A 12,578-nucleotide genomic window follows, 5' to 3' on the forward strand; every position below is an offset into this window, starting at 1 on the left:
GCTGGTGGGCACGGCGCAAGTGCGCCTTTGCCCACCCTACGCGACTTCGAGACGCGCAACGGCGCGTGCCTCGGGATGAGGTCGGTGATTGCGGAAGCAACATCACTCCGCGTAAAACTTTCGTTGCGCCGTGCGCAGTGTGGTCGCAGCAACGTTAAGCGTGCTCGAACACTCGTCCTCGTTCTCGCCGTCCGCCAGCACAGCACCGCAGTGCCGGCAAAGCCGCGTCGAGAACGCCTGCGCCTTGCCAACGACGCGGGCCTGCTGATAGCGCGCAAGATCGATGACGTTGCGTGGCGACATTATGAGTTTCTCAACCATGGGATCCTCGCGGCCTGAGAAATACGTTATCGCAGACAAGTTTCGATCATTCGTTCAGCGCACTGCTCAAATTTTAGCGGTGGAATTGAGTCGATCTTCGCAGATGTGGAACGGCAGGGAACCGCTGATCTACAGCCACTTCTTCCACTTGAAGAGAAAATACGGCAGCACCGCTGCCATGAGCATCATGACGAGCGCCATTGGATAGCCGTGCGCCCATTCGAGTTCCGGCATCGCCTTGAAGTTCATGCCGTAGATCGAGGCGATCAGCGTCGGCGGCATCAGGACGACGGCCATCACCGAGAACAGCTTGATGATGTTGTTCTGCTCGAGATTGACGACGCCGAGCATGGCATCGAGCGTGAAGGTGATCTTGTTGGAGAGATAGGACGAATGGTCGGTCAGCGAGGCGACGTCGCGCTGCATGGTCTTGAGCTGCTCGCGCATGTCCTTGGACCATTTGACGCCTTCCACCACCGCCGACAGGAAGGTGACGACGCGGCCGATCGAGACCAGGCTCTCCCGGATCTTCGAGACCAGATCCCCCTTGCGGCCGATCGCGATCAGGATCTGGGAATATCGCTTGGCCTGGCCGTGGCGCGCGCTTTCAGGCTCGAAGATGTCGTGGGAAACCTGATCGACCTCGGCGCCGGCGCGCTCCAGAATGTCGGCGCAGCGGTCGATCACCGCGTCCAGCAGTTCCATCAGCACCATTTCGCCCGAGATCCCCGGCATGCATGAGCGCGCCAGCTTGTGCTCGACGAGGGCAAACGGCTTCGGCTCGTCGTAGCGCACCGTGACCAGGCGGTGACCGGCCAGGATGAAGGTGACGGCCGTCGTTTTCGGCATATCGGTGTCGGATTGGCACATCAGCGTTGCGGTCATGTAACGGGCGCCGTTCTCGATATAGAGCCGGCTGGAAATCTCGATCTCCTGCATGTCTTCCCGGGTCGGGACCGCGATTCCGGCCAGCCGCTCGACCGCGCGGTCCTCCTCCATCGTGGGGTTCAACAGGTCGATCCAGACCGCATTGTCCGGCAACAGTGCCGGCTCGACGGCCGGCAGCTTTTTCAGGGCGGATTCGGAGGGAACAAACACCGAAAACATGGGCAACTCCGGAAACAGGGCGGCAAATCTCTCGTCTCGACGCGAACCGGTACCCATTTCGCTTGAAAACGCCAGAGCACCCAGCGGCACTAAACCCGATTCTGGCAAGCGCTTGATGACCGGCGCATTAACCGCCGATCCACATTTGTGGCGGTGAGGCGGCGCCCACGCGGCCGAGATTCGGCCCCGGCGTACCCCCTGTCCGGAACTCAACCGCAGGTCGCAAAATTTGCGGCATAAAAGCCACAGCCGCGCTTCCGCAGCGCGAAACGGGCGTGCAAACGCTGGCATAAATGCCAGCTTTTGCGGATAATGGGATTAATGGAATCGTCGCGTTTTTGGCGCAACATCTGTTGCCGCGAACGCCAGACTTTCGATTGGAAGTGTACCATGTCGTCGCTGAAAGTAATCCTGGGGCTGCTCGCCGCCGGCCTTGCGTTGTCTGGTTGCATGCCGGCAACCACCTATCAGGCCGCCCCTGAAGCCACCCTCAAGCCGAACGACAAGGCCCAGCTCGCCAAGGCGCGCTACGCCGCGGTTCCGCCGGCAGAGCCGTTCCGCCGCGCCATCGTCGACTATCACCGCAAGGAACTGCCCGGCACCATCGTCGTCGATTCCGATAACCACTATCTCTATCTGGTTCAGGACGGCGGCAAGGCGATCCGTTACGGCGTTACCGTCGGCGAGGAAGCCCTCGCCTTCTCCGGCATCGCCCGCGTCGGCAACATGGCCGAATGGCCAAAGTGGACACCCACCGCCGACATTCACAAGCGCATCGAAGGCCTCCCGGCCTCGGTACCCGGCGGCGTCGACAATCCGCTCGGCGCCCGCGCGCTCTATCTCTATCAGGGCAACAAGGACACGCTGTTCCGCATCCACGGCACCAACCAGCCGGAATATATCGGCGCCTCGATTTCGTCGGGCTGCATCCGCATGACCAACGAGGACGTCATCGACCTCTACAGCCGGGTGAAGCAGGGTACGGTCGTCGTCGTGCTCGAACCCAAGCAGGGCGACTCGCCGTTCAATTCCAAGATGGCACTGCAGGGCGGCGGCCACAACGGCCCGACGCCGCAGTAGCCGGCGCCGGCTACTCCGCAGCCGAAGATCAAGAGCGCCGGTTTTGCCGGCGCTTTTTCTTTGCAGGCTTCTCCTCGCGCGGCGGTTCGGCCTCTTCAGTTTTTTCGGCATTCGATTTTTCAGCGTCCAGCTCGGCATCGGACTTCGCATCAGACTTCGCACCAGACTTCGCATCAGACTTGGCGTCGCCCGGTTTGGCGACGACCTCGCGCGGCGGCGCTTCGTCGGGCCGCTCGGCCGGCAATAGCGGCGCTTTCTGCGGCAGCGGGTCCCACACGTCCCACTGGCAGATCCGGTAATTGCCACGCCGCTCCATCAGGTCGAGATGGATATGGTCTTCATGGTACCAGTCCGAGCCTGGACCCAGCACCGTCGAGAACCGCTTGCAGGCGGAATGCAGCACGCTCTCGCGCAATCCCCGCGGCACGGTGCGGTCGGTCAGCGAGATCAAGCTGCCGTCGGCGAACTTGAAGGCGCGAACGTCAAGCGCGTTGGCGCGGCCGTGCTCGGAGAGCCTGGCGCCGACGATGCGGTTGCGGCCGCGGCACTCGAACGAGTCGAAATTGTCGAGATCGGAGATGGAGCTGCCGAGGCGCTCCGCCAGCGGCGCGATATCGCTGCGGATCCATTCGGCCAGCGCGGACGCCATGGTACAGCGCAGGATCGCCGCCGGCTTCACCGAAACCCGCCGCTTGTCTGGCAGCACGATCGCCTCCAGCCGCACCAGATCCTCGCCGCCGCAGCCGTCGGCGCCCTTGATGTCGGGGATGCTGGGCGCAATGGCGACTTGGTCCGTCAGCGCCAGCCGGCAGGCCGACGGCTGTGGCGTAGGCGGCGGCGCCGGCACGGCCTGCTGGTCGGGCTTGCCGTTCGGGGGAGAGGCCAGCTGCTCCTTGTCCGGCTTGTCGCGCTCGGCCGAAGGGGCCTCGGACGGGCGAGGCTTCGGCAGCGGCACCGGCAGCACCGGCGCCGCCGCACGCCGCGCCGTCGGTCGCGGCCCTCCCCGTTCCCTTGGCGATAAATGCCTGAACAGGTCGTCCCACGGCGCAGCGCGCGACCGTTTCGCCGCCCAGGCCGGCTCGACTGGCATGCCAATCAGGATTGCCGCGACGGCAACGGTAACCATTGCCGCTCCAATGCGGCGAAAGGTGCCATTAGCCCATTTTCGGCTTGCCTTCTGCGCGGTAGAGTTCATGTCAATTCCATGAACCAAACCCGCGATCCGCCCGTAGAGTCGGCGGATCGTGCGGCAACGAACAAAACCATCGGAGGAAAGTGCGTATGCTCGGATTGATGCAAGACTGGCCTTTGCTGTGCCATCGGATTATTGAACACGCGGCGAAGTACCACGGCACGCAAGAGGTCGTCACGCGGTCGGTCGAAGGCCCCATTCATCGCACCAATTACGCCGAAATTCATGCACGCGCACTGAAAGTATCGCAACGGCTGGACCGCGACGGCATCAAGCTCGGTGACCGCGTCGCCACCATCGCCTGGAATACCTGGCGCCATCTCGAAGCCTGGTACGGCATCATGGGGATCGGCGCGATCTGCCACACCGTCAATCCGCGGTTGTTCCCCGACCAGATTGCCTGGATCATCAACCACGCGCAGGACCGCGTGGTGATGGTCGACATCACCTTCGTGCCGATCCTGGAAAAGATCGCAGCCCAGCTGCCGAGCGTCGAACGCTACATCGTGCTGACCGACAAGGCCCACATGCCGCAGACCACGCTGAAGAACGCGGTCGCCTATGAGGACTGGATCGCGGAAGCCGACGGCAAGTTCAACTGGAAGGACTTTGACGAAAACACCGCGGCCGCGATGTGCTACACCTCGGGCACCACGGGCGATCCGAAAGGCGTGTTGTATTCGCACCGCTCCAACGTGCTGCACGGATTGATGGCCAACAATGTCGACGCGCTCGGCACCAGCGCCACCGAGACAATGCTGCCGGTGGTGCCATTGTTCCATGCCAACAGCTGGGGCATCGCATTCTCCGCGCCTTCGATGGGCACCAAGCTCGTGATGCCGGGCGCCAAGCTCGACGGTGCTTCGGTCTATGAACTGCTCGACACCGAGAAGGTCACGCACACTGCCGGCGTGCCGACGGTGTGGCTGATGCTGCTCAACCACATGTCGGCCGGCAATCTGAAGCTGCCCCACCTGAAGAGCGTGGTGTGCGGCGGCTCGGCGATGCCGCGCACGATGATCAAGTCGTTCGTCGACATGGGCGTTCGCGTGCGCCACGCCTGGGGCATGACCGAAATGAGCCCGATCGGCACTGTCGCCGCGCTGAAGCCGCCGTTTGCCGAACTCACCGGCGAGGAACGGCTCGACATCCTGCAGACCCAGGGCTATCCGCCGTTCGGCGTCGAGATGAAGATCACCGACGATGCCGGCAAGGAACTGCCGTGGGACGGCAAGACTTTTGGCCGCCTCAAGGTGAGCGGCCCTGCGGTCGCCAAAGCCTATTTCAAGATCGATACAGATATTCTCGACGACGAGGGCTTCTTCGACACCGGCGACGTCGCGACCATCGACCAGCATGGCTATATGCGGATCACCGACCGCTCCAAGGACGTCATCAAGTCCGGCGGCGAATGGATTTCGTCGATCGATCTGGAAAATCTCGCGGTCGCCCACCCCGCGGTCGCAGAAGCGGCCGTGATCGGCGTCTATCATCCCAAATGGGACGAGCGTCCGCTTCTGATCGTCCAGCTCAAGCAAGGCCAGCAAGCGACGCGCGAGGACATCCTGAAATTCATGGACGGCAAGATCGCCAAATGGTGGATGCCCGACGACGTCGCCTTCGTCGACGGCATTCCCCACACCGCGACCGGCAAGATCCTGAAAACGGCGTTGCGCGAACAGTTCAAGAGCTACCGCTTCCCGAACGCGGCGGCGTGAGGCGAAGGCTGCCTGGAAACAGGAAGGCTGCCTTCCCGCAAAAAGCTAATCTCCGCATACTATGCGGAGATTAGGATCTGTTCCCCGCAAACGAGGAAATCGGAACGGCGCGGTGCGTCGGGCACGAGGCGGCACGCCCTTTTGACGTGCATCGCCCGATCGGCAGCAACCAGCGCTACCGCCTGGCTCCCGGCTGGCTTTCCTTCCACTTCAGGAATTGCTGGTAGAGCGCCGTGTCGTCCTCCGCCGTTCGCGTGGCCTGCCCGCCGGTGTCACGGGCCTGCGCGGCCATGAACGCATCGAACTTCTGGCGCGTGTTGTCCTCGGCCTTCAGCACGGATGGCAGATAATCGCTCTGCAGCGGCCCGCTATAGGGGATCGGGACGAAATGCAGGTGTCACCCTTGACCTGGCTGACGGCCCTGGACGGGCTTCCCTGCACGGCTACGACGGCATCGAGTTCGCCGTTCTTCAACTTTTCATAGGCGACGCGCTGCTCGATGAAGGCGTAGACCGGCTTGATGCCCAGCCGTTCGAAGATGGTGATCGCGGTGACGAACGTGCCTCCGTTCGGCAGGTCGACGGCGACGCGCCGGCCGTTCAGATCGGCGAGGCTGCGGATCGACGTCCCGGCGACGACGTGCATCTCTTCATTGTAAAGCTTGGTGATATGCCTGAGGAATAGCTGAATATTGCCTTCAGTCCGTCGCTCACTGCGGCCGGATCGATCTCGCCCTTATTGCCTTGAGGGTTACCTTGGGCGAAGGCCGATGTCGCGCATAACAGCGCGACCGCGCAGCGAGACGCCACGCTGGTAGCGTATCGCATCGTCATGGAAAAACTCCGGTACTCAAAAAAACTTTGACGGGCGCGTGCGAACGCGCCGCGTCGAAATCAGCGCGAGAGCGCCAGCGCTTCCAGCTTTCGCTGCGCGTCGGGTTCGCCCCATTCCTTGGCCCGCTGATACCACGTGCGGGCCTGCGCGGCGTCCGCCAGCGGACCGTCGGCGCCGATCTGCCTGAGCAGCGCCGGATCATAGGTGGTGCCGACGAGCAAGGCCGCCCGCGCATTCCGCGCCTCGGCGCCGCGCATCAGCAACAGCCGCGCCGACTGGACGTCGCCGCTGGCGAGCAGATCCTGTCCGCGTTTAATCAGAGCAGCGACTTCCCTCGGATCGAGGCTGCGCACGACCTCCGCCTGCGGCGGGGCCGGCATCGCCGATGGCGCGGCCGCGGCCACGGCGACCGGCGGCGGCAGAACGACCGGCGGCGGCACGGCAACCGGCGGCGCCGCGGCGGCCCTTGTTGGTGCTACCGCTGCAAGGCTTGGTACTGGAAGGCTTGGTGCTGCAACGCTTGGCGCTGCCGCCCAGCTCAGCCGTGTGGAGGTGGCGGTGAGCGCCACGCCATCACCGTCCCGCAGTTCGGCCGTGACCAGCATCTGGCCGGTGAATCCGTCAGGCGGAATGACTGAAACGCCGGAAATCTCCGTCGCCGACACGCGCCACTCGGAACCAACACGCTTTCCGGACGTCAGCCGCGCGCCGGCCGTCAGTCCGTTGATGGATACGAACGCGCCGGGCGGCGGAGCGCCTACATGAATGCCGAGCGGCACAGGATCGTTGGCGAAGCCGCTGCCGTCCTGCACCGCCAGGGTCGCCGTACGCTTCTGTGGCGCCGACGGCTGCGGCGCCGGGGTCACCGACGATTTTACCGACTGCCAGGCGGCCGAAAGCGACGCGTTGTCCTGGCCGGCGGGGCGTTGCGAAGACGGAATGGCCATCACGAGAAGCGTCGCGATGCTCGCCGCAATCGCCACCGCGATCGAGAAGCGGATGACCTGCTGGAACAGCGCGCGCCGCCCCGACAGATCGCGGAGCACGGACGGCGCTTCGACCGGCGCCACATCCCTCGCCTCCTGCATCGCCTGGGCGACGGCTTTGGTGAACATTTCGGAATCCTGGCGGCGTGGAGGCTTGCCAAATGGTTGCAAGGACGGTCCTTCCGTCGGCATTCGCGGACGCCACCCATCGTTGTTCTGCATGAGCGTCGGGCTCGGCTGCTCGCTGGTCGCCCGCTCCCTCAGCTCGCGCGGCGCATAATATTCCGGATCGTTCGGGCCGACATATCCTTCGTGCTTTGCATCACTCATACTGAACACCCGCCCTGATAGGGCCTTCCACCGGCCCTGCGGACGTACACCGATTGCGCCCTAAGCGATCCCTAGAAACTCCGGAAGGGCGCAACCGCATCCCTGCGGCTCCGCCCGGCAACAAGGACCGGGAGTTGAGATCATCCTGCAGCGCCTCCGGCGAACATCCGCCGTTTCCCCATTCTGGTTGGCAGTTCCGCCGGTGTCCAGTGCAGGACAGTCCCATGTGGCGGCAAATACGACAACCCGGCGGCGATAGGTAGACGAAAGTTGGACCGACTTCAATCTACAACTAATAATCAATTTACAGGGATAGTTAACCGGCAAGGTTGCTACAACCCGATTAGTATCGCGCAAACCTTGAAATTCGCGGCCCGCCGTGGTCTCAAGCTGCGAGTTTGCCCGGCCCGCCCGCCGGCCAAGACTCCAACACGGCAGATTCAACCGATGGCCCGAAGGTTTTCCGCTCCCTACCAGTCGGAGCCCGTGTCCAGCCTCGCCACCTGGTCGCGCAACCTCGCCATTTTCGCCGTGGTCGCGGTGGTGGTCTCGATCCTCATCGTCCGCTTCGGCTTCCTGGAGATGAAGCCGGCGCTGGCGACCTTCTTCGGCGCGCTCGGTTGCGCCGTGCTGTCGATCCTGGTCGGCCTCGCCGCCTTTGCCGCGATCTGGCAGAACGGGTCGCGCGGCATGGGCCGGATCCTGCTGGCATTCCTGATCAGTACCGTGCTGCTCGCCTACCCGGCCTACCTCGCTTTGCAATACCGCAAGCTGCCGCCGATCCACGACATCACCACCGATCCGATCGATCCGCCGCGCTTCGAGGCGCTGGCGCGCTTACGCAGCGGCGAAGGCGCCAACTCCGCTGTTTATGCCGGGCTCTATTCGGCCGAACAGCAGCGGACCGCCTATCCCGATATCGAGACCGTGGAGCTCGAAGTGCCGCCGCAGCGGGCCTATGAGGTGACGCTGGCGCTGGTCACCAAGCGCAAATGGCTCGTGATCGACGAACGGCCGCCGCAGCCGCCGCGCCGTATCGGCCGCATCGAGGCGGTGGCACGGACGCCGATCATGGGTTTCCGCGAGGACATCTCGATCCGCATCACGCCCGACGGCGAGGAATCGCGCGTCGATATCCGTTCCTCCTCGCGCTATTTCGAAAGCGACCTCGGCAGCAACGCCGCACGCGTGACAAAGCTGATCGAGGACATCAATTCCGCCGTCGACAACGCCAAACCGGCGCAGAAGAAGCCGCAGGCGCCGGCCAAAGCGCAGGCGAAGACGGTGAAGAAGTGACGCGCGAAAGCGCGTCATTCCGGGGCGCGTCTTAGCGCGAACCTCAGGTGCGCAATTGCGCACCGGGGAATCTCGAGATTCCGGGTCTGGTCCTACGGACCATCCCGGAATGACGAACTAAGCATTCGCCATCCGGTACGTGCCACCGATCACCGGATCGCCATCCGTCGCGACGATCCCGCGCGCCACCAGGTCTTCCAGATGGGCCAGCACGGAATAGCCGGCGGCGTTGGTCAGCCGCGGGTCGATGCCGATGTAGATCGCGCGCACCATGGTCGGAATATCCGCCTCGCCCTTGGCGAGCCGATGCAGGATCGAGGCTTCGCGGGCCTGACGATGCCGGGTCAGGAAGCGGACGTAACGCGGCCCTTCCGGAATTTCCGGGCCGTGGCCTGAGAAATACAGATCCTCCTCGCGGGCTTCCAGCCGCGCCAGCGAGGCCATGTAGTCGATCATCGATCCGTCGGGTGGAGCGACGATCGAGGTCGACCAGCCCATCACGTGATCTCCGACAAAATTGATCTTCCGCTCAGGCCACGCGAACGCCAGATGGTTGGCGGTGTGCCCGGGCGTTGCGACCGCCTCCAGCGCCCAGCCCTGCCCCTCGATGACGTCGCCGTCCTTGACCGCGATGTCAGGCCTGAAATCGCGGTCGGCGCCGGACTCCGGATTGTGTTTCTCGCTCTCGAAGCGCGGCCGCGAAGCGCGGTGCGGCCCCTCGGCATAGACAGGCGCGCCGGTGGCGGCCTTGATCCGCGCCGTATTCGGCGAGTGGTCGCGATGGGTATGGGTGACGAGAATATGCGTCACGGTTTCGCCGCGCACGGCATCCAGCAGCGCCTTGGCATGCGCTTCGTCATCAGGGCCGGGATCGATGATCGCGACCTTGCCCTGGCCGACGATGTAGCTGACCGTGCCGGTGAAGGTGAACGGGCTCGGATTGTTGCAGAGAACGCGCCGCACGCCGGGGCGGACTTCATCGACGACACCCGGCTTGAGCGGGAAGTCGCGGTTGAACGGGATGTCGTCGTTGTCGGCCATGGGTTTTTTCTTGGCGTCATTCCGGGGCATCGCGCAGCGATGAACCCGGAATCCCGAGGTGGGAAAAAAGAATACGGCGCGAGAGATTCCGGGTTCGCGCCTTCGGCGCGCCCCGGAATGACGAGCTAGCGGCTTACGAAAACGCCTGAATACCCGTGATCGCCCGGCCCAGGATCAGGGCGTGGACGTCGTGCGTGCCTTCATAGGTGTTCACGGTTTCCAAATTCGCGGTATGGCGCATCACGTGGTACTCGATCTGGATGCCGTTGCCGCCGTGCATGTCGCGGGACACGCGGGCGATGTCGAGCGCCTTGCCGCAATTGTTGCGCTTGACGATCGAGATCATTTCCGGGGCCATTTTGCCCTCGTCCATCAAGCGGCCGACGCGCAATGAGGCCTGCAGGCCCAGCGCGATTTCGGTCTCCATGTCGGCGAGTTTCTTCTGCACCAGCTGGGTTGCCGCCAGCGGCCGGCCGAACTGCTTGCGGTCGAGCGTGTATTGGCGGGCGCGGTGCATGCAGTCCTCGGCGGCGCCCAGCGCGCCCCAGGAAATGCCGTAGCGGGCGCGGTTGAGGCAACCGAACGGCCCCTTCAGGCCCGATACGTTGGGCAGCAGCGCGCTCTCCGGCACCACCACGCCGTCCATCACGATCTCGCCGGTGATCGAGGCGCGCAAGGAAAGCTTGCCGCCGATCTTCGGCGCCGACAGGCCCTTCATGCCCTTTTCGAGAATGAAGCCGCGGATCTGGTTGTCATGCGCAGCAGACTTGGCCCACACCACAAACACGTCGGCGATCGGCGCGTTGGAAATCCACATCTTGCTGCCGGTCAGCCGGTAGCCGTCGGACACCTTTTCGGCGCGGGTCTTCATGCCATTGGGATCGGAACCGGCATCCGGCTCCGTTAGGCCGAAGCAGCCGACCCACTCGCCGGTGGCGAGCTTGGGCAGGTATTTCTTGCGCTGGTTCTCGTCGCCATAGGCATAGATCGGGTACATCACCAGCGACGACTGCACCGAGTTCATCGAGCGATAGCCGCTATCGACGCGCTCGATCTCGCGCGCCACCAGGCCATAGGCGACGTAGCTCGCGTTCGCGCAGCCATATTCCTCCGGCAGCGTGATACCGATCAGACCGAGTTCGCCCATCTCGTTGAAGATCTCGCGGTCGGTCTTCTCTTCGAGATAGGCCTTGACGATGCGCGGCAACAGCTTGTCCTGCGCATAGGCGCGCGCGGTGTCGCGGATCATGCGCTCGTCTTCGGTGAGCTGGTCATCGAGCAGGAGCGGGTCGTCCCACTGGAAAGAAGCCGCCGCCGGCTTGTCCTTGGCTTGAGGGCGCACGCTCATGAAAATCCCTTTCGCATCACTGTCCTCATGGAAATTGTCGACAAAATAATGCGCTATCGGCCGAAGCGCAAATCTTTCCCGGTGTCATTCCGGGGCGTGCGAAGCACGAACCCGGAATCTCGAGATTCCGGATATTGGTCCTTGCGGACCATTCCGGAATGACGATGTCTATTCCTCCAACTTTTCGCTGGAGACGATCTCGATGCCGAAACCGGACAGTCCCTTGTAGTCGTGCACGGACGACGTGAGGTTGACGATCGAGGTGATACCGAGATCACGCAGGATCTGCGCGCCGACGCCGACTTCACGCCATTGCCGATGGCGATCGGCTTCCGCCGTTTTCTGTTCGCCGACGGGCTCGACGGGAACTCCCGCCGCGCCGTCGCGCAGATAGACCAGCACGCCGCGCCCCGCCCGCTTGAAATGGTCCAGCACGATCTGCATGCGCGCGGGGCCGGCGAAGATGTCCTTGACGATGTTAGGCTTGTGCAATCGCGTCAGCACGTTCTTGCCGTCGCCGATGCCGTTATAGACGAACGCGGCATGTGCAATCTCGTCGAACGGAGAGCGGTAGGCGAAGCCTTGCAGCGGACCGATCGGACTGTCGACGGTGAATGTTGCGACCCGCTCGATCAGCTTCTCGCGCGCCTGGCGGTAGGCGATCATGTCAGCGATCGTGACGTGCTTGAGCTTGTGGGTGGCGGCGAAGCGCGCGACCTGCTCGCCCTTCATTACGGTGCCGTCGTCGTTCATCAATTCAGAGATGACGCCGACCGGCGGCAGGCCGGAAAGCTTGCAGAGATCGACGGCCGCCTCGGTATGGCCCGAGCGCAACAGCACGCCGCCGTCGCGGGCGATCAGCGGGAAGATGTGGCCGGGCCGGGCAAAGTCGTTGGCGCCGGCGTTGGGATTGGCGAGCGCGCGGCAGCAGGAGGCGCGCTCATCCGCCGAAATGCCGGTACCGCCATCGGGCTTGTAGTCGATCGAGACCGTGAAGGCGGTGGTGTGGTTGGACTCGTTGTGCGCCACCATCGGATCGAGCCGCAGCCTGCGGGCGTCGTCGGTGGTGATCGGCGCGCAGACGATGCCGGAGGTGTGGCGGATGATGAACGCCATCTTCTCCGCGGTGCAGAGCGAGGCGGCGACGATCAGATCGCCCTCGCCCTCCCGATCGTCATCGTCGGTGACGACGACGAGTTCACCCTTGGCAAAGGCTTGCAGAACTTCCTGGATGGTATCGGCCATTTTCTCAAAATCTCGCTATCTTCAGCCAGTGCATTAGCCGGACTTAATGGTCTGCGCCAGCATCAATACGCAGGGCAACG

The 12,578-nt window shown here is 63.7% G+C and carries 12 protein-coding genes; 3 read left to right on the plus strand and 9 right to left on the minus strand.

The window, feature by feature from the left end:
* Positions 1-102: 102 nt before the first annotated feature.
* Both V1286_RS25375 and V1286_RS25380 read right to left on the minus strand, forming a co-directional pair.
* Positions 103-321, minus strand: a complete 219-nt coding sequence (locus V1286_RS25375; protein WP_108518681.1) for a hypothetical protein — start codon at positions 319-321, stop codon at positions 103-105.
* A 129-nt stretch (positions 322-450) separates the two neighbouring features.
* Positions 451-1,428, minus strand: a complete 978-nt coding sequence (locus V1286_RS25380; protein ID WP_334484094.1) for a magnesium transporter CorA family protein — start codon at positions 1,426-1,428, stop codon at positions 451-453.
* A 390-nt stretch (positions 1,429-1,818) separates the two neighbouring features.
* Here V1286_RS25380 and V1286_RS25385 point away from each other — a divergent pair, with 390 nt between their 5' ends.
* On the plus strand, positions 1,819-2,508 hold the full coding sequence (locus V1286_RS25385) for a L,D-transpeptidase (RefSeq protein WP_334484096.1): 690 nt from the start codon (positions 1,819-1,821) through the stop codon (positions 2,506-2,508).
* A gap of 28 nt (positions 2,509-2,536) precedes the next feature.
* Here V1286_RS25385 and V1286_RS25390 read toward each other — a convergent pair whose 3' ends face one another.
* Positions 2,537-3,703 carry an extensin family protein gene (locus V1286_RS25390; protein ID WP_417021184.1) on the minus strand — a complete coding sequence of 389 codons (1,167 nt, stop codon included), beginning with the start codon at positions 3,701-3,703 and terminating at the stop codon, positions 2,537-2,539.
* Positions 3,704-3,789: 86 nt separating this feature from the next.
* Here V1286_RS25390 and V1286_RS25395 point away from each other — a divergent pair, with 86 nt between their 5' ends.
* Positions 3,790-5,418 (plus strand): fatty-acid--CoA ligase, encoded by a 1,629-nt coding sequence (locus V1286_RS25395; RefSeq protein WP_334484102.1) that lies wholly within the window; start codon positions 3,790-3,792, stop codon positions 5,416-5,418.
* A gap of 175 nt (positions 5,419-5,593) precedes the next feature.
* Here V1286_RS25395 and V1286_RS25400 read toward each other — a convergent pair whose 3' ends face one another.
* The 3 genes from V1286_RS25400 to V1286_RS25410 form a co-directional block, all read right to left on the minus strand.
* Positions 5,594-5,755, minus strand: coding sequence for a hypothetical protein (locus V1286_RS25400; RefSeq protein ID WP_334484105.1), 162 nt, complete (start codon positions 5,753-5,755; stop codon positions 5,594-5,596).
* Entirely contained in the window at positions 5,749-6,063 is a 315-nt protein-coding gene (locus V1286_RS25405; RefSeq protein WP_334484108.1) for a TAXI family TRAP transporter solute-binding subunit, read from the minus strand. The genes V1286_RS25400 and V1286_RS25405 overlap by 7 nt, the downstream gene beginning before the upstream one ends.
* A 248-nt stretch (positions 6,064-6,311) precedes the next feature.
* Positions 6,312-7,568, minus strand: coding sequence for an SEL1-like repeat protein (locus tag V1286_RS25410; RefSeq protein ID WP_334484110.1), 1,257 nt, complete (start codon positions 7,566-7,568; stop codon positions 6,312-6,314).
* Between the two features lie 447 nt (positions 7,569-8,015).
* Here V1286_RS25410 and V1286_RS25415 point away from each other — a divergent pair, with 447 nt between their 5' ends.
* The gene (locus V1286_RS25415; RefSeq protein ID WP_334484112.1) at positions 8,016-8,864 is read left to right on the plus strand and encodes a DUF1499 domain-containing protein; all 849 of its coding nucleotides are present in this window, start codon (positions 8,016-8,018) and stop codon (positions 8,862-8,864) included.
* A gap of 117 nt (positions 8,865-8,981) precedes the next feature.
* Here V1286_RS25415 and V1286_RS25420 read toward each other — a convergent pair whose 3' ends face one another.
* The 3 genes from V1286_RS25420 to ribB form a co-directional block, all read right to left on the minus strand.
* The gene (locus V1286_RS25420; RefSeq protein ID WP_334484114.1) at positions 8,982-9,905 is read right to left on the minus strand and encodes an MBL fold metallo-hydrolase; all 924 of its coding nucleotides are present in this window, start codon (positions 9,903-9,905) and stop codon (positions 8,982-8,984) included.
* 133 nt (positions 9,906-10,038) lie between these two features.
* Complete coding sequence (locus V1286_RS25425; RefSeq protein ID WP_334484116.1) at positions 10,039-11,253, minus strand: acyl-CoA dehydrogenase; 1,215 nt, start codon at positions 11,251-11,253, stop codon at positions 10,039-10,041.
* Between the two features lie 168 nt (positions 11,254-11,421).
* Positions 11,422-12,498 carry a 3,4-dihydroxy-2-butanone-4-phosphate synthase gene (gene ribB, locus V1286_RS25430; RefSeq protein ID WP_334484118.1) on the minus strand — a complete coding sequence of 359 codons (1,077 nt, stop codon included), beginning with the start codon at positions 12,496-12,498 and terminating at the stop codon, positions 11,422-11,424.
* Positions 12,499-12,578: the final 80 nt, after the last annotated feature.

Source organism: Bradyrhizobium algeriense (genome assembly GCF_036924595.1).
In the GTDB taxonomy this organism is placed as follows: Bacteria; Pseudomonadota; Alphaproteobacteria; order Rhizobiales; family Xanthobacteraceae; genus Bradyrhizobium; species Bradyrhizobium algeriense.